The organism is Frigidibacter sp. MR17.14, from assembly GCF_037095735.1.
Classification (GTDB): Bacteria; Pseudomonadota; Alphaproteobacteria; order Rhodobacterales; family Rhodobacteraceae; genus Frigidibacter.
Genome location: NZ_JBAWKD010000023.1, coordinates 1 through 22,920, shown reverse-complemented (window position 1 = coordinate 22,920; position 22,920 = coordinate 1). Strand labels below are relative to the sequence as shown.

General features: G+C 67.9%; 21 protein-coding genes and 2 pseudogenes. 12 read left to right on the top strand and 11 right to left on the bottom strand.

Going from position 1 to position 22,920, the window contains the following annotated elements; genetic code table 11:
* Positions 1 to 1,098, top strand: a protein-coding gene (locus V8J36_RS22085) for an IS3 family transposase (protein ID WP_442902531.1) whose coding sequence is annotated in 2 segments (ribosomal slippage) — positions 1 to 161 and positions 161 to 1,098 — 1,099 coding nt annotated over the 2 segments. Because the reading frame shifts where the segments join, the coding sequence is not laid out codon by codon here. This gene is flagged as partial in the annotation.
* A gap of 56 nt (positions 1,099 to 1,154) precedes the next feature.
* Here the strand turns inward: V8J36_RS22085 and V8J36_RS22080 are convergent.
* The 8 genes and pseudogenes from V8J36_RS22080 to V8J36_RS22050 form a co-directional block, all read right to left on the bottom strand.
* Positions 1,155 to 2,084, bottom strand: a pseudogene (locus V8J36_RS22080) (transposase); the annotation flags it as partial.
* Between the two features lie 456 nt (positions 2,085 to 2,540).
* The gene (locus tag V8J36_RS22940) at positions 2,541 to 2,687 is read right to left on the bottom strand and encodes a transposase domain-containing protein (protein ID WP_442902533.1); all 147 of its coding nucleotides are present in this window, start codon (positions 2,685 to 2,687) and stop codon (positions 2,541 to 2,543) included.
* Positions 2,688 to 2,742: 55 nt separating this feature from the next.
* Positions 2,743 to 2,946, bottom strand: a pseudogene (locus tag V8J36_RS22075) (helix-turn-helix domain-containing protein); the annotation flags it as partial.
* Between the two features lie 589 nt (positions 2,947 to 3,535).
* Entirely contained in the window at positions 3,536 to 4,303 is a 768-nt protein-coding gene (locus V8J36_RS22070; RefSeq protein ID WP_336469482.1) for an SDR family NAD(P)-dependent oxidoreductase, read from the bottom strand.
* Positions 4,300 to 5,847 carry a xylulokinase gene (locus tag V8J36_RS22065; RefSeq protein ID WP_336469481.1) on the bottom strand — a complete coding sequence of 516 codons (1,548 nt, stop codon included), beginning with the start codon at positions 5,845 to 5,847 and terminating at the stop codon, positions 4,300 to 4,302. The genes V8J36_RS22070 and V8J36_RS22065 overlap by 4 nt, the downstream gene beginning before the upstream one ends.
* 2 nt (positions 5,848 to 5,849) lie before the next feature.
* A complete protein-coding gene (locus V8J36_RS22060) occupies positions 5,850 to 6,839 on the bottom strand; it encodes an ABC transporter permease (protein WP_336469480.1) in 990 nt (329 codons plus the stop codon).
* On the bottom strand, positions 6,836 to 8,422 hold the full coding sequence (locus V8J36_RS22055) for an ATP-binding cassette domain-containing protein (protein WP_442902532.1): 1,587 nt from the start codon (positions 8,420 to 8,422) through the stop codon (positions 6,836 to 6,838). Before V8J36_RS22055 ends, V8J36_RS22060 begins: the two co-directional genes overlap by 4 nt.
* Before the next feature lie 127 nt (positions 8,423 to 8,549).
* On the bottom strand, positions 8,550 to 9,518 hold the full coding sequence (locus V8J36_RS22050; RefSeq protein ID WP_336469478.1) for a substrate-binding domain-containing protein: 969 nt from the start codon (positions 9,516 to 9,518) through the stop codon (positions 8,550 to 8,552).
* Between the two features lie 226 nt (positions 9,519 to 9,744).
* Between V8J36_RS22050 and V8J36_RS22045 the strand changes: the two genes are divergently transcribed.
* The 6 genes from V8J36_RS22045 to V8J36_RS22020 are packed head-to-tail and all read left to right on the top strand — an operon-like array spanning position 9,745 to position 14,750.
* A complete protein-coding gene (locus V8J36_RS22045) occupies positions 9,745 to 10,374 on the top strand; it encodes a glucose-6-phosphate isomerase (protein WP_336469477.1) in 630 nt (209 codons plus the stop codon).
* Entirely contained in the window at positions 10,371 to 11,045 is a 675-nt protein-coding gene (eda, locus tag V8J36_RS22040) for a bifunctional 4-hydroxy-2-oxoglutarate aldolase/2-dehydro-3-deoxy-phosphogluconate aldolase (protein ID WP_336469476.1), read from the top strand. The genes V8J36_RS22045 and eda overlap by 4 nt, the downstream gene beginning before the upstream one ends.
* Entirely contained in the window at positions 11,042 to 12,013 is a 972-nt protein-coding gene (locus V8J36_RS22035) for a shikimate dehydrogenase family protein (RefSeq protein ID WP_336469475.1), read from the top strand. The genes eda and V8J36_RS22035 overlap by 4 nt, the downstream gene beginning before the upstream one ends.
* A 2-nt stretch (positions 12,014 to 12,015) precedes the next feature.
* On the top strand, positions 12,016 to 12,969 hold the full coding sequence (locus V8J36_RS22030) for a phosphoglycerate dehydrogenase (RefSeq protein ID WP_336469474.1): 954 nt from the start codon (positions 12,016 to 12,018) through the stop codon (positions 12,967 to 12,969).
* Positions 12,956 to 13,867: an MBL fold metallo-hydrolase gene (locus tag V8J36_RS22025; RefSeq protein ID WP_336469473.1), complete on the top strand. Its 912-nt coding sequence runs from the start codon at positions 12,956 to 12,958 to the stop codon at positions 13,865 to 13,867. The genes V8J36_RS22030 and V8J36_RS22025 overlap by 14 nt, the downstream gene beginning before the upstream one ends.
* A gap of 37 nt (positions 13,868 to 13,904) precedes the next feature.
* Positions 13,905 to 14,750 (top strand): MurR/RpiR family transcriptional regulator, encoded by an 846-nt coding sequence (locus tag V8J36_RS22020; RefSeq protein WP_336469472.1) that lies wholly within the window; start codon positions 13,905 to 13,907, stop codon positions 14,748 to 14,750.
* A 572-nt stretch (positions 14,751 to 15,322) separates the two neighbouring features.
* Here V8J36_RS22020 and V8J36_RS22015 read toward each other — a convergent pair.
* The gene (locus V8J36_RS22015) at positions 15,323 to 16,354 is read right to left on the bottom strand and encodes a LacI family DNA-binding transcriptional regulator (protein WP_336469471.1); all 1,032 of its coding nucleotides are present in this window, start codon (positions 16,352 to 16,354) and stop codon (positions 15,323 to 15,325) included.
* Positions 16,355 to 16,585: 231 nt separating this feature from the next.
* On the opposite strand from V8J36_RS22015, the gene V8J36_RS22010 reads away from it, so the two are divergent.
* The 5 genes from V8J36_RS22010 (at position 16,586) to V8J36_RS21990 (ending at position 22,000) form a co-directional block, all read left to right on the top strand.
* Complete coding sequence (locus V8J36_RS22010; RefSeq protein ID WP_442902530.1) at positions 16,586 to 17,620, top strand: ABC transporter substrate-binding protein; 1,035 nt, start codon at positions 16,586 to 16,588, stop codon at positions 17,618 to 17,620.
* Between the two features lie 64 nt (positions 17,621 to 17,684).
* Positions 17,685 to 18,464, top strand: coding sequence for an ATP-binding cassette domain-containing protein (locus V8J36_RS22005; protein ID WP_336469470.1), 780 nt, complete (start codon positions 17,685 to 17,687; stop codon positions 18,462 to 18,464).
* On the top strand, positions 18,461 to 19,693 hold the full coding sequence (locus tag V8J36_RS22000; RefSeq protein WP_336469469.1) for a sugar ABC transporter permease: 1,233 nt from the start codon (positions 18,461 to 18,463) through the stop codon (positions 19,691 to 19,693). Before V8J36_RS22005 ends, V8J36_RS22000 begins: the two co-directional genes overlap by 4 nt.
* Positions 19,694 to 19,710: 17 nt before the next feature.
* The gene (locus V8J36_RS21995) at positions 19,711 to 20,433 is read left to right on the top strand and encodes an SDR family oxidoreductase (RefSeq protein ID WP_336469468.1); all 723 of its coding nucleotides are present in this window, start codon (positions 19,711 to 19,713) and stop codon (positions 20,431 to 20,433) included.
* A gap of 1 nt (position 20,434) precedes the next feature.
* Complete coding sequence (locus tag V8J36_RS21990) at positions 20,435 to 22,000, top strand: FGGY-family carbohydrate kinase (protein WP_336469467.1); 1,566 nt, start codon at positions 20,435 to 20,437, stop codon at positions 21,998 to 22,000.
* Between the two features lie 253 nt (positions 22,001 to 22,253).
* Here V8J36_RS21990 and V8J36_RS21985 read toward each other — a convergent pair whose 3' ends face one another.
* Positions 22,254 to 22,622 (bottom strand): hypothetical protein, encoded by a 369-nt coding sequence (locus V8J36_RS21985; protein WP_336469466.1) that lies wholly within the window; start codon positions 22,620 to 22,622, stop codon positions 22,254 to 22,256.
* 16 nt (positions 22,623 to 22,638) lie between these two features.
* Positions 22,639 to 22,920: hypothetical protein (locus tag V8J36_RS21980; protein ID WP_336469465.1), on the bottom strand; the 282-nt coding region annotated here is incomplete at its 5' end.

Here is a 22,920-nt window from a genome sequence, read left to right as displayed (position 1 = left end):
CTTCGCCATCGGGCTCAGCTCCGCCGGCCATTCAGGCCGTGGCGCCGACGCCCGTCATGCACTAAGATCGAATCCGGACCACCCGTTCGGGGCAGGCCACCTGGTCGAGATCGCGGCCCTGAAGAAAGAGGTCGCCAAGCTCAAAGCGGAGTGTGACATCCTAAAAAGGGCCGCGGCTTACTTCGCGCGGGAAGCGACATGACATTCGCATTCGTTGCGAAGCATCGGTGCATCTGGCCGGTCAGCTGGATGTGCGACGTGCTGGGTGTCTCCCGGTCTGGCTTCCATGCTTGGCTAAAGCGGCCGATCAGCGCCCGCGCGAGCGACGACGCGAAGCTCGTCATGGAGATCGACAAGAGCTTCAAGGCCAGCGACCGAACCTACGGCGCTCGCCGGATCTGGCGCGACTTGCTCGAGGACGGGCTGTCCTGCGGGCTGCATCGGATCGAACGCCTCATGCGACAGAACGCCATGAGGGCTCGTCCGAAGCGGCGCGGAAAGCCGAAGGACGATGGTGAACGCTCGGTCATCGCCGACAACATTCTTGACCGGGACTTCCAGGCCGACCGGCCGAACCAGAAGTGGCTGGCCGATTTCACCTACATCTGGACCGCCGAGGGATGGCTCTACGTCTCAGTCGTGCTCGACCTCCTTTCACGGCGCGTCGTCGGCTGGTCGATGAAGGCGGAACGGGACACTTCGCTGGTCATGGACGCGCTGATGATGGCCATCTGGCGCCGTGGGAAAGCTGACGCGCTGTTGCATCACTCCGATCAGGGATCGCAATATACCAGCGAGCAGTTTCAACGCCTTCTGCACGACAATGGCATCACATGTTCAATGAGCCGGGCGGGCAATGTCTGGGATCGAGCCTTGGCCACGCCACTGGTCCGAGTGGCCATGGCGAGGTCGGCGATGGAGAGCTTCTTCTCATCGCTGAAGACCGAGCGGACCACCAGAAAGGTCTATCGCACCCGCAACGCAGCACGAGCGGATGTCTTCGACTACATCGAGCGCTTCTACAATCCGAGACGACGCCACTCGAAACTGGGCTATCTCAGTCCTATGGCGTTCGAGGACCGCGCTATCCGAACCTAACTCGGTGTCCACGGAACCGGCAGCAGGCCAGCGGCACTAATCTTCCGACGTAGGACGTTGTCGGTGAGAACCTCAATAGCAGATGATGCGCGCAGGGCCGAGAACCGCCTCTCGACGGCCTCGATCAGCGGGTCACGGATGTCGGAGCCGCTGATCCCGGCATTCACGACGGCCCGCCACGAGATGGCTCGCGGTCATGGGCGCCAATGAGGAAGGCGCCGCGTATGACATCGCCATTCCAGCAGGTGAACCCGAACCCGTCCGAACACCAGCGCAGGTTGGAGCGTATCACGATGACCTTGCTGTCGTGGACATGCTCCAGCCGCTCAGAATATTTGCGCGCTAGTAGCAGGTTATGAGCCTTCATAATCCGGTAGATGCGCTTGTGGTTCGCCGGCACGGCACCTTCGGACCGGCGTTGCCGGTTCAGAATTGCCGTGATCTGGCGATAGCCATAGGTCGGCCGCGCCGCGACCAGGGCCATGATCTGCGGCACCAGATCGGTATCCTCGGCCTTGCGATGCCCCCGTCGCGGTTTGCTGCGGTCCTGCAGGTGGTCAATCAGGTTTGACCGCGATACGCGCAGCGTCTCTGCCACCGCCTTCACTGAAAATCGCCCTTCAGCGGCGACCGCACGAGCAACGTCGGTTTTTTACCGGGGACTTGTCCAAGGCCTCGCGCAGGATCTCCGCTTCTAGGGTCTTGCGGCCAAGCTGGCGTTCCAATTCGCGGACACGGCTTCCCATCTCCCGCACCACCCGATTGCTGGTGACATCGTCATCCTCGGTCACAGCGACGCTTCCCCCTTCGAGCATCAGGCGCCGCCAACGACACAACAGGTTCGTCGCCACGCCATTGCGCCGCGCGACGATCGAGATGCTGGCGTGATCCTTCAGCGTCTCTTCGACGATCCGCAGCTTCTCCGCCGCGCCCGAGCGCCGCCGGAGCGCCCCATCGGTGATGATCTCTACGCTAGCCATAAGCATGCCCTTAGGAATAAGACTAGGCCTTCATGTTCAGGCTTGGGTGTCCGGTCGGAATGGGGGTCAGTTCAATCGCCGGGGTTGGCCAACTTCAGCTTCCGCAATCCGTTGTCGGCCTTGAGATCGTCTCACCCTCGCTGGGCGGATCATACGCGCGGTCGATGATGTTAGCAGCCGGGTTGGTCGTGGGCTGCGACGCTATTGCGAGCAGTCTGCGAGATGAGAACGGCTTGGTCTGAGCTAGTCGTAAGAGAAGCATAGACCGTCCCTTGCGCGAATCAGCGAGATGACAGGTCAGCAACTAGAAGCGAAAATCGCCGACCTTTCGGTCGGCGCTTAGAATCACGCGACGCGTTTTTTCTTTGCGGTTGGGCTGCTGCCCGGCGCTCCCGCCTTCTTCTTCCGCTTCGCTGCGGCCACCTTCCGGTTCACTCGCTTCTCCCACTCATCGAGCTCTTCCTATGGGATGAACCCGTGTCGCCTCTCTTCGCAGTGCCAGGGAAGGAGGAGCTCGGGCTTATCCGGCATGGGGTCATGGGCCAGCTTGTCGAAGACCCAGGTCAGATAGGTCCGCGGATTGATACCGTTCAGGGAGCAGGTTGCCATCAGGCTCGCATAAACCGCCCACACTTCGCCTCCCTTTTCAGCTTTGACGAAGCTGCAGGTCTTTGAGCCCGTCGAAGCCCTGCGTCTGAAAGCGTCGCTTCCATTCATAGAAGCTGGTGCGATCCATGCCGCGTTGACGACAGGCCTCGGCGACGTTGCCAAGTTCTCGCGCCAGTTCCAGAACGCTCATCCGTTGCTGGGCGACCTTGCTGGCCGCATCACGCGGTGGCGACTTCCTGGTCTTCGATGATCCATCCATCGGCGGTTCCTCCTTCCCGAAAATAGCACGGAAAGAAGGTCAAGAGGACAATCCATATCCTCCAGTGCCTTCAGCCGCCCCGCTTAAGGCGCCGTGATACCGTCGGGCTTGGCCTTCCGGTTGTCGAAGGTGCCCTCAAGCATCCCATGCTTCAGGCACCAATCGGGGCACTCCGCGCGCGTCGTGCTGGGCCAGGATGCCGGTGATCTGCTCATCCGTGAACCGCGTTCGCTTCTAGTCCGTCCTCGAGTTGGCAAGGGCCCCAATCCCTTGCGAAGGAAAATCAACATGGCAGATCGGTAGAAAACCGATGGCGAACGCCGCTTTGTGATCGCAGGCCCGGGACGGTATCGATCCGGGTGACCTTCGTCCCACGCAAGCAGAAGTCAGACATCACGCCTCGCCGTGGTTCGGCTACTTGCGGTAGGTCTTCGCTCGTACGCCGCGGGGATCACCGAAAAGACGCTCTCGATCCGTGGCCGCCTCACGAGTGCCTGCTGGCGGACCCGCCAACCCCAGCGGCGGATGATCCGCGGCACCAAGCACCGCCGTCGGATCCGCCGCGCAGTTTTTCACGGTGCCGGAGTCATCACCAACAGGTGTAGCCCCCGTCGGCCAGAACGATCGAGCCGGTCATCAGGCTGGCGGCTTCCGAGGCCAGGAACAGGATCACCGCGGCCACCTCGTCGGGGCGACCCATGCGGTTCTGCGGCGTGCCGCCGACCCAGTGGCGCATCAGTTCGGGGTCATCGTAGACGTAGTTGTTCATCTCGGTCGCGATATAGGTCGGCGCCACGGCATTCACCCGCACACCGCGCCCCGCCCATTCCGCGGCCAGAGAGCGGGTGAGCTGGTGCACCGCCGCCTTGGAGGCGTTGTACTGCGCCTGTTCCTGCGGGCGGTTGACGATGAAGCCCGACATCGAGCCCACGTTGACGATGCTGCCCGCCCCGCGGCCCAGCATCCGCGCGCCGAAGGACCGGCAGCACCAGAAGAGCCCGTTGAGGTTGATGTCGATCACGCTCGACCAGACATCGTCCGACATCGTCTCGGCCGGTTCGTTCGACCGGGCGATGCCCGCGTTGTTCACGAGAATGTCGACTCTTGGATGACGGGCGGCCAGCGCCTCGACTGCGGCCGAATTCGTCACCTCGAGCCGGTCTGCGGTCACGTCATGGCCGAGGCCGCGCAGCTCGGCGGCGGCAGCCTCTGCCTCGGCGAGGTCGCGGTCGGTCAGGATCACGCGCGCCCCGGCCTGGGCCAGCGCCTCGCAGGTCGCGCGGCCGATGCCGCGGGCGCCGCCGGTGACGAGGGCGGTCTGCCCGGTCAGGCGGAAGCGGTCGAGATAGGGGGTCATGTCGGTCTCCGGTCGGTATCTGGCAAGGTCCCGGCCGCGTCGAGCGCGTCGAGATCGTCATAGAAGCCCTGGGCCGAGGCGTAGAGCCGGTCGAACACCGGCTGCATGCGGGCATAGGTCTCGGCCCAGGCGGGATCGGGGCGGATCTCGCGACCATGGCGCACGAGCCGGCCCGCCGCCTCTGCCACGTCGCGTGCGGCGCCGGTGGCGACGGCGGACAGGATCGCACAGCCCACGAGCCCGCATTCGGGCTCTTCCGGGATCAGGATCGGCCGGTCGTAGATGCTGGCCTTGATGCGCAGCCAGAGGTCGGCCTTGGCGCCCCCGCCCGAGGCGATCAGAGCCTCGGGGCGGGTGCCGGTCGCGCGTTCCATCACCGCGAGGTGGCGGTTGACGGCGAAGCCCACGCCCTCGAGGACGGCGCGATGCATCTCGGGCAGGCCATGGCGTGCGGTCAGCCCGAAGAACTGCGCGCGCGAATTGCGGTGGGCGCCCAGACGTTCGCCGACGAGGTAGGGCAGGAAGAACAGGCTTTGCGCCCCGGCGCGCGCCTCTGCCGCCAGATCGAGGATCTGAGCGTAGGAAAGCGCGTTGCCGTGGAAGGCCCGCCGCGCCCAGCGTGCGGCGTCGCCACCGCTTTCCAGAAGCACGAAGCCGCCCCAGTTGCCCTCCGGCGTGCCGACATTGCTGATCTCGGGGTCGAGAAGCGGTTTCTCGGCAACCAGCGTCAGGATCGCCGAGGTCCCGGCGACCTCGGAGGCGAGGCCCGGCCGGCAGACGCCCGAACCCAGAAGCGCGACCGGATAATCGCCGCCGCCGCACAGGACCGGCGTGCCCTCGGCCAGCCCGGTCTCGGCCGCGGCGCCGGGGGTGACCCGGCCCAGGATCTCAGTCGACAGGCGGATCGGCGGCATCCGCCCGATGTCGAGCCCGAGCCGCTCGAAGATGCGCGGCGACCAGTCGCCGGTCGCCGGATCGACGAGGAACGAGCAGGCGGCCTCGGTCCAGTCCATCGCCCGCTCGCCGGTCAGCCGCAGGTTCACCCAGTCCTTGGGCATCATCACCGTGCGGGTGCGGGCCCAAGCCTCGGGGTCGTTGTCGCGCAGCCACTGCAGCTTGAAGGCGGGCCAGGCGGGGGTGGGCGGGTTGGCGGTCAGCGCCAGCCAGTCGGCAACGCGCTCGCGGCGTTCGAAGTCGTGCACGTAGTCGAGCGTGCGCTTGTCGTTCCAGAGCGGCACCGTGGCGCGCGCGGCTTCGCCGGCGTCATCGACCAGAACGGTGCCGTGCATCTGGCCACAGGCCGAGACCGCGGTGATGCGGTGCCCCGCGGCACGGGCGGCGGCGGTGACCTCGCGCAGGGCGGCGGCGGCGGCCGCCCACCAGTCGGCGGGGCGCTGTTCGGACCAGCCGAAGGCCGGCACGATCTGCTGGTATTCGCGCACCGCCAGCGCCAGCACGCGCGCGTCCGGGCCCATCAGCGCGGCGCGGGTCGATCCCGTGCCGATGTCGATGGCGATGGTGCAGTCCTTGGCTTGGCAAGTCATGGTCAGCGACGCAGCAGGCTCGAGCCGTTCTGCAGCAGCACGGCAATGACGATGATGGCGCCGAGATAGACCTGCTGGTGATAGCCCGGCACACCGGCGAGGTTCATGATGTTGCCGATCACGCCCAGGATCATCACGCCCAGCAGCGTGTTCATCACCCCGCCGCGCCCGCCCATCAGGCTCGCCCCGCCGATCACCACGGCCGCGATCACGTCAAGCTCGTTGCCCTCGCCGACGCTGGCCGATCCCACCCCCGAGCGCGAGGTGATGACAATCCCCGCCACCGCCGCCAGCGCGCCCGAGATGACGTAGACCGACAGCACATGCGCGGGCACCGAGATCCCGGACAGCCGCACCGCCTCGACATTCGAGCCGATGGCCTTCACCAGCCGTCCGAAGCGCGAGAAGTTCAGCACCAGAAGGGCGACGAGGAACAGCCCGAACATCAGCAGGACGGGGTTCGGGAAGCCGAAGGTGAAGGAGGTGCCGAAGGTCGACAGCGCCTTGCCGGGGGCGCCAAGCGTGATCGGCTGCCCGTTCGACAGGATCAACGCGAAGCCGCGCGCCGCGGTCATCATCGCCAGCGTGATGACGAAGGCGGGCAGGCGGAAGACGGCGATGAACACGCCCGAGACCAGGCCGCAGAGCGCCCCGAGCCCCACCACCATCGTCAGGCCCAGCGGCAGCGGGTAGTCCTTGAGCAGGATCGCCGAAGAGACCGACCCAAGCGCCGCGATCGAACCCACCGAAAGGTCAATGCCGCGCGTGAGGATCACGAACAGCATCCCGATCGACATGATGCCGATCCCGGCCATCTGGCGCAGGACGTTCATCGCGTTGCGTTCCGACAGGAAGACGTCCGACTGCGCGGCGGCCAGCGCGATGAGGATCAGGAAAATCGCGAAGGTTCCGTAGGTGTGGAACGTCTTCATCACATCGATCCGGCGAGGGGCAGGCGCGGGTTCGGCGATGGTGGCTGTGGCTTCGGTCATGCGTGACCCTCCCTGGTCGTTTCGGGCTGCGTCCGGCGCATCATCGACAGCGCGAGCAGCTTCTCTTCCTTGAAATCCTGCGGCTGCAGTTCGCCGCGCAGCGCGCCCTCGCCCATCACGAGCACGCGGTCGCAGAGGCCGAACAGCTCGGCATGTTCCGACGAGATGACGATCACGGCCTTGCCCGCGGCCGCCAGCCGGTGGATCAGCGAATAGATCTCGGTCTTGGCACCGACATCGACGCCGCGCGTCGGCTCGTCGAGGATCACCAGATCGGGGTCGGCGTTGAACCACTTGGCCAGAACGACCTTCTGCTGGTTGCCGCCCGACAGCGACGAGACCGGGTCGTGCATCGAGCCGAGCTTGATGCGCAGCGATCGGATCAGCCCCTCGACCAGCGCCCGCTCGGCGCGGGGGCGGAAGAAGCCCGCCGTCGTCACCGCGGCGCTGCGCGCCATCGTCGCGTTCTTCGCGATCTCCATGTCCAGCACCACGCCCTGGCCCTTGCGGTCCTCTGGCACCAGCCCGACACCGCGCCGCACGGCCTGGCGCGGGCTGCGCGGCCGGTAGGGCCGGCCCCGCAGGGTCATGCGGCCCGTGCCGACGGGATCGGCGCCGAAGATCGCGCGCGCGATTTCCGTCCGGCCCGACCCAACGAGCCCGCCGAGCCCCACGACCTCGCCCGCGCGGATCGCGAAGCTGACGTCGCGCACGCCGCTGGGCAGGGTCAGGTCTTCGACGCGCAGGATCTCGTCGCCCAGCACCGTCTCGGGTTTGTGCCCGAACAGCTGCGACAGTGGCCGGCCGACCATCATCGGGATCAGCCGGTCGACCGGCACCTCGGCAGGCGTCACGCAGCCCACCCGGCGGCCGTCCTTCATCACCGTGATCCGGTCGGCGATCGCATAGATCTCGTCGAGCCGGTGCGAGATGTAGACGATGGCCACGCCTTCGGCCCGCAGGTCTCGGATGATCTGCAAGAGCCGCGTCGCGTCGCCCGTCGATAGCACCGCCGTCGGCTCGTCGAAGACGATGACCTTGACCTCGCGCGACAGGGCCTTGGCGATCTCGACCACCTGCTGGTGGGCGACCGGCAGGCTGGACACCTCGGCGCGGGGCGGGATCGCGAAGCCCAGCCGCGCGATCAGCTTGCGCGCCCGCTCGTTCAGGCGTGGCCAGTCGATGCGCGCCGGCAACTGGCCCAGAAAGATGTTCTCGGCAACCGTGAGGTCGGGGGCCAGGGCCATCTCCTGGTGGATGACCGCGATGCCGCGGCGGATCGCGTCTGTCGGACCGGAAAGCCGGACCTCCTGCCCGCCGATCAGCTGGCGTCCCGCGCTGGGGCGCATCTCGCCGCCCAGGATGCGCATCAGCGTCGACTTGCCGGCGCCGTTCTCGCCGACCAGCGCGTGGACCTCGCCCGCACGAAGGTCGAAATCGACCTCGCGCANGCGTCCCGCGCTGGGGCGCATCTCGCCGCCCAGGATGCGCATCAGCGTCGACTTGCCGGCGCCGTTCTCGCCGACCAGCGCGTGGACCTCGCCCGCACGAAGGTCGAAATCGACCTCGCGCAGCGCATGCACGCCGGCGAAATTCTTGGAAATGGACTGAAGTTCGATCAGTGCCGTCACGCGTGCCCCTCCCGGCCGGTATCCTGTGGCGCCTGCCGCGCGGACCTCCTCGTCCGCGCGGCAGGCATCCCGCCGTCGTTCAGAACAGCGACGCCGCGTCGTAATGCTTGTCGACGTTCTCTTTCGTTACCACGGCCGGTTCGGTGAAGGTGAATTTGGTCAGCGGTTCCTGCGTGCCGTTCAGCGAGGCGACCCCGATCTTCACCGCAAGCTCGGCCAGCGCCTTGGGGTCGTTCAGCCCCGTCGCGCCGTACTCGCCCTTGCGGATCATCTCGTAGGCTTCCTTCTGCCCGTCCGCCGCCGCGACCAGCAGAACGCCGTCCAGCCGGTTCGCGGCCTTCAGCGCCTCGCGCGCGCCGATCACCATCGAATCGTTCTCGCCCAGCACCACGTCGATCTCGGGATGCGCGGTCAGCAGGTCCTCCATCGCGGTCAGCCCGCCCTCGGTGGCCCAGTTGCCCCAGCCTTGGCCCACGATCTCGTAGCCCGCATGGCCGTAGTTGGTCAGTTGCGCCTCGACCAGCCCCGCCAGCACGCCCATCCGGCGCGCCTGGCCCACGACGTTGCCCTGCGCCCCCGACAGGAGCGCGATCTTGATCGACTTGCCGCCGGTCTGCTTGGCCAGCCACTCGCCGACCAGCTTGCCGTTCGCCTCGTTCGAGGCCGAGACGTTGGTGATGAAATGCGCCGAGGCATCGAGCGCGGAATCCATCGCGACGACATTGACGCCCTGCGCCGTCGCCGCGTCGACGGCCGGCACCAGCCCGAGCGCGTCGCGCGGGTTGACGATCAGCACGTTGACGCCCGAGGCCACCATGTCCTCGATGTCACCGATCTGCTTGATCATGTCGTTCTGGCCATCCGCGGTGCGCACCTCGCAGCCGGCTGCCGTCGCCGCCTCGCGCGCGGCAGCTTCCTGCGCGGCGAAATAGGGCGCCCCCAGCGTGAACATCGAGATCCCGACCGAGCAGTCGCCCGCCTGCGCGGCGGCCGCAGCGGTCATGGCCGTGGCGGCCGCGAGGGCCCCGGCGATCGTCCTGGTTTTCATGTCTTCCTCCCCTAAAGAAGCTGGCCGCCGCAGCGGACTGCGGGTCTGGGCCTGCAAGCCGCAGCGGCACCAGCTTGTGTGAAAGCTAGGCGCCAGCTGCGGGCTCGTCAACATAAATAATCCCTATTTGGTAGTAAAACTACGAAATAGGCTTGCAAGGCGGGATTGGCGGCCATAGTTTCGCGATTAACGGTAGTCTGACTACGGTTTAAGGGAGGATAAGGTGATGATCGAGGAACCAAGCCTGTTCGACGTATCCGTCGCCGAGGGGCGGCTGCAGGGCGCAGAGGGCCATTATCGCAAGCATTACGCCGATTTGGCCGGGCTTTACGCGGATCAGGCGTCCTTTGCGGCCCTCTTGGCGGAGAAGGCCGGCGACATCGCCTATGAGGTGACGTCGTTCACGCCGGGAGGCAAGACCTCGGACCTCATCATGGGCGTGACCCGGATGGAGCCGGGGCAGGTGGGGCGCGAGTTCTTTCTGACCCGCGGGCATATCCACGCCGAGGGCGACCGCCCGGAACTTTACTACACGTTGGCCGGGCGCGGGCTGATGCAGATGGAGAGCCCCGAGGGCGAGGTGCGCCTGATCGAAATGAAGCCGGGCCAAGTCTGCTACGTGCCGCCGTTCTGGATCCACCGCTCGGTCAACCTCGGGTCCGAGACGCTGGTGATGTTCTTCGCCTATCCCGCCGACTCGGGCCAGGACTACGGAATCATCGAACGCTCGGGCGGGATGCGCGTGCGGGTGATGGACGACGGGCAGGGCGGCTGGGTCGCCGAGGACAACCCCGACTGGCGTCCGCGCAGCGCGGCTGAGGTCGCGCGGATCATGGGCGACGAGGTGGCGGCATGAGCGCGGCCCCCGCATCCCCTGTCTTCGACCGCATCGCCGCGCTGGGCGTGGTGCCGGTCATCGCCATTGAACGGGTCGAACACGCCCTGCCACTGGCGGACGCGCTGCTCGAGGGCGGCCTGTCGGTGGCCGAGATCACCTTCCGCACCGAGGCCGCGGCCGAGGTGATGGCACTGCTCGGCGCGCGCCGACCCGAACTGCTCATGGGCGCGGGCACCATCCTGCGCGCCGACCAGGTTACCCGCGCCGTTGCGGCGGGCGCGGCCTTCGGGCTGGCACCGGGCCTCGATCCCGCGATCGTGCGCGCGGCCGAAGCGGCGGGTCTGCCCTTCGCGCCGGGCATCATGACGCCGACCGATCTTTCGCTGGCCGCGGCGCAGGGCTGCCGGTTGATGAAGTTCTTCCCGGCGATGCCCGCGGGCGGGCCGTCGATGCTGCGCAACATCTGCGCGCCCTTCGCGCATCTGGGGCTGCGTTTCGTGCCGACGGGGGGCGTGACGCAGGACAACATGGCCGAGTGGCTGGCCCTGCCAGAGATCGCCGCCGTCGGCGGCACCTGGATCGCCCGGCCAGAGGACCTGCGCGCCGGCGACTGGGGCGGGATCGCCGCCCGTGCGCGCGCCGCTGTCGCCCGCGCCCGCGACTGCCGCCCCGAGGAGATCCGCGCATGACCGAGATGCCGCGCGCCCTTGCCGCGCCATTCCCGCCGGCACGCAAGCCCACGCTCTATTTCATCGGGGTCACCACGGCCCGCAGTTCGATCATGAAGGTGTTTCCCGCCTGGGCGGCCGAGCTGGGCCTTGGCGATGTCGAGATCCGCGGCATCGACTTCCCGCTGCACGCCGACCCGGCCGCCTATCGCGCCGCCGTGGCCTTCATCAAAGTCGACCCGCTGTCGGCCGGGGCCCTGGTCACGACCCACAAGATCGATCTCTTCGACGCCTGCCGCGACATGTTCGACGAGATCGACCCCTTCGCGCGGCTGATGGGCGAAACCTCGTGCATCTCGAAGCGCGACGGCCGGCTTATCTGTCATGCAAAGGACCCGATCTCGTCGGGGCTTGCGATCGACGGGTTCCTCGGGCCCGACCATTTCGCGCGCACCGGGGCCGAGGTCTTCGCGATCGGGGCTGGGGGATCGACCATCGCGCTGACCTGGCACCTGATGCGTGCGGAGCGCGGTGCGGATGTGCCCGTGCGAATCGTCGTGTCCGACCGCGCGACCGCGCGCCTCGACGAGATCCGCCATGTCCACGCACAGATCCCGACGCGGGTGCCGAGGGACTACGTCCTGGCCAGCGGGGCGCAGGACAATGACGCCGTCCTGCGCGGGCTGAAGCCCGGCGCGCTGGTCATCAACGCGACGGGTCTGGGCAAGGACGGCCCGGGTTCGCCGCTGACGGCACCCGAGTTTCCCGAGGGCGCGGTGGTCTGGGACCTGAACTACCGCGGCGACCTGGTCTTCCTCGATCAGGCGCGGGCGCAGGCGGCGCGCGGGCTGCGCATCGTCGACGGCTGGACCTATTTCATCCACGGCTGGACCCAGGTGATCGCCGAGGTCTTCGGAATCTCCATCGGCACCGACGCGGCAACGATCGACCGCCTCACCGTTTTGGCCAGCCAGGCAGCAAGGGGGTAGACATGGCCCGCATCCTGATCACACCGCGGTCGTTGACCTCGGACCCGCCGCCGGCACTGGATCGCCTGCGCCACGCGGGGCACGAGATCATCTTTTCGACCCCCGGCCGGACGCCCGGCGAAGACGAGCTGATACGCCTCGTGCCCGGCATCGACGGCTGGCTGGCCGGGGTCGAGCGGGTCACGCCGGGCGTCATCGCCGCCGCCGACCGCCTTCGCGTCATCAGCCGCAACGGCACCGGCACCGACAGCCTGCCGATGGCCGAGATCGAGGCGCGCGGCATCCGCGTCGTGCGCGCGATCGGCGCAAACGCCGCCGGCGTGGCCGAACTGGCCATCGGCCTGATCCTCGCCGCCTGCCGCCATCTTCCGGACGAGGCGATGGGCCTGCGCGCGGGGGGATGGCCCCGCCTGAAGGGCCGAGAGATCGAGGGCGCGACCGTCGGCATCGTCGGCATGGGCGCGATCGGCCGCCGGGTCGCGCGGGTGATGGCCGAGATGGGCGCCGAGGTCATCGCCCACGACCCGTTCCGTCCCGAACTCGGCCCGTTGGCGGACCGGGTGCGCTACGAAGCCTTCGAAACGCTTCTCGACCGGGCCGAGATCGTGTCGCTGCACTGCCCGATGCCGCAGGATGGGCGCGCGCTGCTCGATGCGGCGGCGCTCGACCGGATGGTGGCGGGGGCGATCCTGGTGAACACCGCGCGGGCGGCGCTGGTCGACGAGCGCGCGCTCGTCGCGGCGCTCGGCTCGGGCCGGATCGCCACCTACGGCACGGATGTCTTCGACACCGAACCGCCGCGGCCCGGCGGGCTGGCGGAACACCCGCGGGTGATCGCAACCAGCCATATCGGTGGTCTGACCGACGCCAGCGTGCGCCGTGCGACCGAGGTGGCCGTCGACAACCTGCTGGTCGCGCTGGCCGCCGCGGGGGCCACCCATCATGCTGCTCGGTGACCCTGCCACCCCCTGCCTGACCATGCATCCGCTGACCGAGCCGCTGGCCAAGCGGCTCGCCGCGCCGCCGGGGGACAGGGTGGAGATCCACTGGCTGGGGCAGGCGGGGTTCGTGCTCGACGGGGCAGGGCGGCGGGTGGTGATCGACCCCTACCTTTCGGACTGCCTGGCCGCGAAGTATCGCGGCACGGCCTTCGACCATTCCCGGATGATGGCGGCACCGGTGCGCCCGGACCAGATCGGCTTCGTCGATCTGGTTCTGGCGAGCCATGCCCATTCCGACCATTGCGACCCGGGCACGCTGCCCGGGCTGCTGGCGGCCAATCCCGCAGCCCGGCTCGTCGCGCCCGAGGCCTGTCGAGAGGTCGCGCTGGCGCGGGGATCGATCGGGGCCGAGCGCTTTGTCGGGCTCGACGCGGGCCGGACCTATCAGGCGGGACCGCTTCGTCTTGCTGCGGTCCGCGCGGCGCACGAGACGCTTGCCACCGATGCGGCGGGCCATCACCTGTTTCTGGGTTACGGAATCGGGCTGGGCCGCACGGTCGTGTTTCATTCCGGGGACACGGTGCCCTTCACGGGGCAGGTGGCCGAGGTGGCGGCGCTGGGGGCGGCGCTGGCGTTGCTGCCGGTGAATGGGCGGCGGCCCGAGCTGACGGCGGCCGGGATTGCCGGGAACCTGACCCTGTCAGAAGCGGTCGCACTTGCGCGCGACGCGCGTATACCGGCGATGATCGGCCATCACTTCGGGATGTTCGCCTTCAACACCCTGTCCGGGGCCGAGGTCGAGATCGACTGCGCAGCCCGCGCGGCAGGCCCGCTTTCTGTCATGGCGGCGCGCGTCGATCGGACCTATCTTCTGGCGACGGACAACAACGGGACACCAGCGCGCGATGAATGACGCCGGGCAGACGACAGCGACTTCAGGCCCCCGCAACGTGCTGGAGCTCGTGCGCACTGCGCGCGTGGACCTGCGCAAGTCCGACCGGAAGGTTGCGGACGTATTGCTCAGCGATCCGCACCGCATCCTGAACGCGACCGTCGCCGAGACGGCCGAGATCGCCGAGGTCAGCCAGCCGACGGTGATCCGCTTCTGCACCGCGATCGGCTGCGACGGGTTTCAGGACTTCAAGATCCGGCTGGCCCAGAGCCTTGCGCTGGGCACGCCGGCCACGCAGTCGGCGATTTCGGACGAGGACGCGCCCGATCAGGTCGCGGCCAAGATCTTCGACTACACGATGACGTCGCTGGACTGGGCGCGCCACAAGCTCGACATCGGGCAGATGAACGCCGCGGTCGAGCTGATCCTGAACGCACGCAGCCTCGAGATCTTCGGCTTCGGCGCCTCGGCCATCGTCGCGCAGGATTTCCAGCAGAAGTTTCCGCTGCTGGGCATCCCGGCACATGCGACGCTCGACAGTCACCAGCAGGTCATGGCTGCCTCGATGATGAAGCCGGGCGACGTGGCCGTCACAATCTCGAACACCGGGGCCACGATGTCGATCGTCGAGCTGGCGCGGCTTGCGCGCGAGCAGGGCGCCAAGGTGATCTCGATCACCGGGGCGTCGCAAACGGCGCTGGCCAACTATTCCGACATCCTGATCAACGTCGAGACGCTGGACAACACCGACCTCTTCACGCCCACCACCTCGCGGATCGCGGCACTGGTGGCCGTCGACATCCTGTCGACGCTGGTGGCGCGGCGGCTGGGGAGCGACCACAACCTGCAGCTTGTGCGCATGAAGCGCTACCTCGCCCAGATGCGCAAGAACGAGGTCTTCTGAGGCGTCGCTGGCCACGCCCGGTTCGCATCGGTCTTGCTTTCCACTCCGCCCCGGACGCCAGTCCGGGCCGCATCCAGCCCCGAAAGCCAGCGGCCCGGACAGCCGGCGGGCGAAAGAGGCAGTACAGGTGCTGGAGTGTCCGCGAGGGATCGCTCAGGCGCGGTCCAGGCTCCCGAAACAACCTCGGCCGCCATGGTCGGCACGCTTTCCGTCACCGCCGGTGCGGTTGATGTCCGTCCCAGTCAGAAAGGTACCCGCGACGGTCTTCGACATCCTACCATGCGTCGGTCTGCTGCCGCTTGCGAAGAGGATCATCTGCGCCTGAGGATCGGGCGGCACGTCACGGCAGAACTTTCGAAGTGCCTGCGGCGCAGCTATCGCCACATTCCCAAGGGCGAGAGCGAATGACGCTGAGAACCCCTGCTCTACACAGCTTCCCGCGAAGATCCGTTTCAAGGTTCAGACGGATCGTCGCATAGCACCTCGGCGCGTCGGCCGTCCGGGCGCCGATGGCGTCGTCACCGCCGTCGCCTGCGGAGAACGGTTTTCATCCTCGCATCAGTGCCTTGCGTTCAGGCGCTAATGTGGTCGGCGCGTGCGCGCAGGATGCAGGGGACCTCACGCACGACCGCGGGGGCCCCGGGGCCCTTGCGCATCTGGCGGAGCATCTCTGAAATCAGGCTGTCCACGTCCTGCTGCACCATGCCCACGCTCTGGGGAAGGAGCGCACCGAAGGGATCGAAGTCGAAGGTGCCGTAGCGGATGGCCGCGGCCTCGTCGGGGTCGAGCGACTGGATCCAGTGCACCACCCCCTCGAGTGCGATCGTCGAGTTCACGAAAAGCCCCCGCGGGCGCTCGGGAAGCGCCTCGAGCGCGGCGCGCGCGCGTTCCGCCGCATAGCCCGGCATGATGATGTTTCCTGCCGGCACCGTGATCCCGCGTTCTGCGTGGGCGTCCACAAATCCCCGTCGACGTTCCTTGGTGTTGTGGTCGTCAAGTCGACCTCCGACAAAGGTCAGGGCGCCCGTCAGGCCGAGGTCCCGGGTGCAGGCGTCGAGGATCAGGCGCGTGAGGTCGCGCGCGGCGGAATAGCTGTCGGAGATGACCGAGGGCGCCTTGCTGCCCGGCAGGTCGAGATTGATCGTCGGCACGCCCGAGGCGTGACACAGTTCGGCGATCCGGTCGGGGTCGGTCGCGCCGCAGGCAACGAGGCAGTCGACCTGATAGGACAGCAGCCCTCGCGCGGCCTCCAGCTCAAGCGCGGGGTCGCGCTGGGTGCAGGTGATGACAGGGAACTGGCCGTTCGCGCGCACGGCCTGCTCGAACCGCTCGGCGACCGCGCCGAAGAAGCGGTTGTCGTATTTCGGAACGATCATGCCGACGATGTTCGACCTGTCGCGGCGCAGCGCGCTGGCCTGAATGTTGGGCGCGTAGCCGGTCTCTTCGGCGGCTTGCAGAACGCGATTCGCCAGCGTCTCGCTGATCCGGCGTTTGCGCCAGCTGCCGTTCAGCACCGAACTGACCGCGCTGGGCGAGGTCCCGAGCCGCTGGGCGAGGTCGTAAATCGTTGTTCTTCTCTGGGAAGTCAGGTTCTGCCGGTCCATCCGCGCCCTCTCGGTCTTCGGAAGTCGAGAACATATTGACAGGATCAAGGCGACGCGACAATCATGCTCCATCGATTGAGCATCCATTTCTGCGCATGCACAATCGATGAAGCGCCGAGGGAGCGGCGCGAGGGAGGAGGAGGGTCGCCATGGCCCCGGGCCGCGTGCCCGGTGCCCGGGCGCCCGCCCTGCCGCGTGGCTCCGACAGGTCGGTCTGACAGGAGGAGCAACATGATCCAGACCCGCATTCTCGCCGCGTCCGCGCTGGCGATCGCATCCGCCGGCATGGCGCAGGCCGAGGCCACCGTGGCCTTCCTGATGCCCGACCAGGCATCCACCCGCTACGAGCAGCACGATTTCCCGGGCTTCAAGGCGGCCATGGCGAAGCTGTGCCCGGACTGCACCGTGATCTACCAGAACGCCAATGCCGACGTCTCGCTGCAGCAGCAGCAGTTCAACTCGGTGATCGCGCAGGGCGCCAAGGTCATTGTGCTCGATCCCGTCGACAGCGCCGCGGCCGCGGGCCTCGTGCAGATGGCGCAGAGCCAGGACGTCAAGGTCGTGGCCTATGACCGCCCGATCCCCGACATGCCGGCCGATTTCTACGTCTCGTTCGACAACGAGGGGATCGGGCGGTCGATCGCGCAGTCGCTGGTCGACCACCTGAAGGAGATGGGCGTGGCCGATGGCGCGGGCGTGCTGCAGATCAACGGCTCGCCCACCGATGCCGCAGCGGGGCTGATCCGCGACGGCGTCGACAGCGCGCTCGACGGCTCGGCCTACAAGACCCTCTCGGAATTCGACACCCCGGAATGGGCGCCGCCGAAGGCACAGGAATGGACCGCCGGCCAGATCACCCGCTTCGGGGCCGAGATCAAGGGCATCGCCGCCGCCAACGACGGGACGGCGGGTGGTGCGATCGCGGCGATGAAGGCCGCGGGCATCGATCCGCTTCCGCCGGTGACCGGCAATGACGCGACGATCGCGGCGCTGCAGCTGATCATCGCGGGCGATCAGTACAACACCATCTCGAAACCCTCCGAGGTGGTGGCCGAAGCTGCCGCCAAGGTCGCGATGGCGCTCGTGAAGGGCGAGACGCCCGAGGCGACGACGACGCTTTACAACACCCCGTCGCAGCTCTTCGTGCCGGCCGTCGTCACGCGCGAGAACATCAAGGCCGAGATCTTCGACAAGGGGATCCAGACCGCGGCCGAAGTCTGCACCGGCGACTATGCCGCCGCCTGCGGCGAACTCGGGATCAAGTGATCCCGCGGATCGCGGGCCGGGGGACGCGCGTCGCCCCCCCGGCATCACAGGGGAGGAGGGCCCGATGCAAAAGGGTGATTTGATTCTGAAGCTGCGCGGCGTGTCCAAGCAGTTCGGCGCGGTGACCGCGCTTTCCGACATCGAACTCGACGTCCACGCGGGTGAGGTGGTGGCGCTGGTCGGCGACAACGGCGCGGGCAAGTCGACGCTGGTCAAGGTGCTGGCCGGCGTGCACCAGCCCACGGCCGGAACCATTGACTGGTGCGGCACGCCCGTCACGCTCGACAGCCCGGGCAAAGCGCTGGAGTTGGGCATCGCCACCGTCTTCCAGGACCTCGCCCTGTGCGAGAACCTCGACGTGGTGTCGAACCTGTTCCTCGGCCACGAGATCTCTCCCTGGAGCCTCGACGAGGTGCAGATGGAGGTCCGCGCCTGGACGCTGCTGCGCGAGCTCGCGGCCCGCATCCCCTCGGTGCGTGAACCCATCGCCTCGCTCTCGGGCGGGCAGCGCCAGACCGTGGCCATCGCCCGCTCGCTGCTTCTCGATCCCAAGATCATCATGCTCGACGAGCCGACCGCCGCGCTCGGCGTCGCGCAGACCGCCGAGGTGCTGAACCTGATCGAGCGCGTCCGCGACCGCGGACATGGCGTGATCCTGATTTCGCACAACATGGAAGACGTGCGCGCCGTGGCCGACCGCATCGTCGTGCTGCGTCTGGGGCGCAACAACGGCATCTTCACCGCCCAGACTTCGCAGGAGGAGCTGGTCGCCGCCATCACCGGCGCGACCGAGAATTCCGTGTCGCGCCGCATGGCCCGCAAGCAAGAGGAGATCGGCGCATGACCGGCGCACAGCTTGATCGCGCGGATGCGCGCCTGCGCCAGGACGAGGGCCTTGCCGGCGCCGTCCGCGGCTTCATCGACCGGGTCCGCTCGGGCGACCTCGGGATGCTTCCGGTCTTCGTGGGGCTCCTGCTGATCACGGTGGTCTTCGCCTCGCTGAACCCGGTGTTCCTGGCGCCCAACAACCTCGTGAACCTTCTGTTCGACGCGGCGGCGATCGGACTGATCTCGCTGGGCGTCGTTTGCGTGCTGCTGCTGGGAGAGATCGACCTGTCGATCGGCTCGATGAGCGGGCTCGCCTCGGCGATGGTGGGTGTTCTGTGGGTCAATTCCGGCCTGCCGATGCCGCTTGCGGTCCTGGGCGCGGTGCTGGCCGGTGCCGTCGTGGGCGCGATCTACGGCACATTGCGCAACCGCTTCGAGATGCCTTCGTTCGTGGCCACGCTCTCTGGCCTGCTCGCGCTTCTCGGGCTGCAGCTCTACCTGCTGGGTGCGACCGGCTCGATCAACTTGCCCTATACATCGGGGCTGGTGCGGTTCGGCCAGATCCTGATCATGCCCGACTGGCTGTCCTACCTGGCCGCGATCCTTCCCGGCGCGATCCTGCTGGGATCGGGGCTGCGCACCATGCGCCGCCGGCGCGAGGCCAATCTCTCAAGCCCCGGCCTGTCGGTGCTGCTGGTGAAGGCGGGCGTGCTGACCGTCGCGCTCTTGGCGTGCGCGGCCTATCTGAACCAAGGGCGCGGCGTGCCCTACATGTTCGGCGTCTTCACGCTGTTCGTCGTTGCGCTCGACTATGCGCTGCGCCGCACGAAATGGGGCCGCTCGATGTTTGCCGTCGGCGGGAACGCCGAGGCCGCGCGCCGCTCCGGCATCAACGTGCGCCGGATCCGGTTGTCGGCTTTCGTGCTCTGCTCATCGCTCGCATCGCTGGGCGGCGTCTTCGCAGCCTCGCGTCTTGCCTCGGCCTCGCAGCAGGCGGGGACGGGCGATGTGAACCTGAACGCCATCGCCGCGGCGGTCATCGGCGGCACCTCGCTCTTCGGCGGGCGCGGCTCGGCCTGGTCGGCGCTTCTGGGGATCATCGTCATCCAGGCAATTTCGAACGGGCTCACGCTCCTCAATCTGTCCTCGAGCCTGCGCTACATGATCACCGGCGCGGTCCTTGCCATCGCCGTGATCGTCGACAGCCTCGCCCGCCGCTCGCGCGCCAGCCACGGCCGGGCGTGATACCGGAAGGAACGACCATGAAACTTGACGGAAAATCCGCCGCCATCACCGGGGCGGCCTCGGGGATCGGCCTGGCCTGCGCCCGCGCGCTTCTGGCCGAAGGGGCGCGGGTCGTGCTGATCGACCGCGACGGCGCCAAGCTGGCGAAGCTGTGCGACGAACTGGGCGGCAACGCCCATCCCCTCGTGCTCGACCTCTTCGACGGGCCGGCGGTCTCGGGCATGGTGCCGGCGATCGAGGCGCTGGTCGGCCCGCTCGACATCTTCCACGCCAATGCCGGCGCCTATGTCGGCGGCGCGGCGGCCGAGGGCAACCCGGATGCCTGGGACCGGATGCTGAACCTCAACATCAACGCGGCCTTCCGCTGCGTGCAGGCGGTTCTGCCCGGCATGGTGGCGCGCAAGTCGGGTGACGTGCTTTTCACCTCGTCGGTCGCGGGCGTGGTGCCGGTGGTGTGGGAGCCGGTCTATACCGCGTCGAAATTCGCGGTGCAGGCCTTCCTGCATGCGACCCGCCGCCAGGTCGCGCCGCATGGCGTTCGGATGGGGGCGGTTCTGCCCGGCCCCGTCGTGACCGCGCTGCTCGACGACTGGCCAAAAGAGAAGATGGACGAGGCGCTGGCCAACGGCTCGCTCATGCAGCCCGAAGAGGTGGCCGAGGCGGTGGTCTTCATGCTGACCCGTCCGCGCGGCGTGGTGATCCGGGATCTCGTGATCCTGCCCAACAGCGTGGACCTGTGACATGAAACTCATCGGGATCGACGTGGGCACCGGCTCTGCCCGGGCCGGGGTCTTCGACGCGCACGGCCGGCTTCTCGGCAGCCACGCGCAAGAGATCGCCCTTTGGAAGGGCCCCGAGGGCCGGGTCGAGCAGTCGAGCGCTGACATCTGGCGCGCGGTCTGCGCAGCGGTGCGCGGCGCGGTCGAACGGTCGGGCAGCGATCCGGCCGAGATCGCAGGCATCGGCTTCGATGCCACCTGCTCGCTGGTGATCCTCGGTCCCGGCGGCGCACTGCTGCCGGTGGACGGGGATCGCGACATCATCGTCTGGATGGACCACCGCGCAACAGAGCAGGCCGAGCGGATCAACGCGCTGGGCCACCCGGTGCTCGACTATGTCGGCGGCCGGATCTCGCCCGAGATGGAAACGCCCAAGCTTCTGTGGCTGAAGGAGAATGCGCCAGAGATCTACGGCGCGGCCTGGCAGTTCATGGACCTGACCGATTTCCTGACCTGGCGCGCCACGGGCGACCTGGCGCGCTCGGTCTGCACCGTGACCTGCAAATGGACCTATCTCGCGCATGAGAACCGCTGGGACCCGAACTATTTCGAGAAGGTGGGCCTCGGCGATCTGGCCGCCGAGGGCTTCGAGCGGATCGGCGCGCGGGTCGTGGCGCCGGGCAGCGCGCTGGGGCAGGGCCTTACCGCGGCGGCGGCACGCGAGCTTGGACTGCGCGAGGGCATCGCCGTCGGCGCCGGGCTGATCGACGCCCATGCCGGCGGGCTCGCCACCGTCGGCACCGCGGGGGAGCCGACCGCGGATCTTGCCTATGTCTTCGGCACCTCGTCCTGCACGATGACCAGCACGCGGGCCCCGTGTTTTGTGCCCGGCGTCTGGGGGCCCTATCATTCGGCGATGATCCCCGGGCTCTGGCTGAACGAGGGTGGGCAATCCGCCGCCGGCGCCGCGGTGGACCAGCTGCTGGCCCATCACCCCTACACGCCCGAGGCACGGCAGCTGGCCCGCGAGGCCGGGCGGTCGCTGCCCGATTGGCTGGCGGATCGGGTCGGGGAGCGCGCCGTGCTCGATCTGATTTCGGGCATGCATGTCGTGCCGGAGGTCTTGGGCAACCGCGCCCCCCATGCCGACCCGAACCGTCGCGCCTCGATCCTTGGCATCGGCATGGACCGCGGCCCCGAAAGCCTGCTCGCGCTCTACCTCGCCACGCTCTGCGGCCTGGGGTACGGGCTGCGCCAGATCATCGCCGCGCAGGAGACGGCGGGCGCTCCGGTGCGCCGCATCGCGATCAGCGGCGGGGCCGGGCGCCATCCGCTGGTCAGACGGATCCTCGCGGATACCACCGGCAAACCGGTCGTCGCGCCGGGCACCGACGAGCCGGTGCTTCTGGGGTCAGCAATGCTCGGCGCGCTGGCCTGCGGGCTGTATCCCGGCGCGGAACAGGCGATGACGGAGATGTCCCGCACAGGCGACACCATCGAGCCCGATGCGGTCGCGATGTGCGAGCATCTGAAGCGCTACGCAGTCTTCGAGCAGCTCCAGTCAATCGCGAGCAGGCCAGCCTGCTAGCGCATGGGTGGAACCCCAGCCACCGGCCATGGGTGTGCAGCAGTCCAGGCCGCCGGTCGCAGATGGCAAAGGCTTGCCGGAGGCGGCCGTCGGACCTATTGCGTCACCGCGCCGTGCAACTGCTGGGTCGACATATTGATCGGCTGTCATGCTGACCCTTCTCGGGGCGATCTCGGCGAGGCCGCGGTCAACCAGATGTCGTGAAGGCCGTCTCGCGGACGCAAGAGCCGTAGGTCCATACGCGGCTCTTCACTTATGCGATGATCTGAGAAGTCTGCCCTTGGCCCGCCGATCCTGAGACGGCTCGGGCCGCGATCACGGCCGGGCGTCGCCGGATTGAGATTTCATCAGCCAGACGAGGGCGTTGGGGTTTGCGCCGACCGCGACCACGGCGCTTGCGGCGATGGTCGGGCAGGTGACGCCAAAGCGCGATCGCCTGATCTTCCTTCGAGTAGACATATTGATAGATCGTCTCGTGGCCGACGCGCTGCGGAGCCTGATCTACCTTCAGACGCCCAGCAATCTGCTCGGGCGTCCAGCCGGCCCGCAGCCCGTCCACGACCGCGGTGCGCAACGCGGGATCGCGGACCAGCTTGTGCTGATTGGCGCGCCGGGCCTTCACCGTAACCGGCCGGTTGCTACCGCCATGGCCTGCTCCTGCATCGTTCGGCGACGTCTGGGTCTGAGACGAAATCTTCGAGGAACTCGTGCCACGCTCGTTCCGAGGCCCGTGCCGACGCGAGCATGTCCCTGAGCTCGTTGATGCCGCCGCTCGTGAGAGCTGTGATGGCCTCGTCTCTGCCGGTCTGGACGGTGACGTGGTCTGCCCCGAACGGGTGGTCCGGATTCGATCTTAGTGCATGACGGGCGTCGGCGCCACGGCCTGAATGGCCGGCGGAGCTGAGCCCGATGGCGAAGCC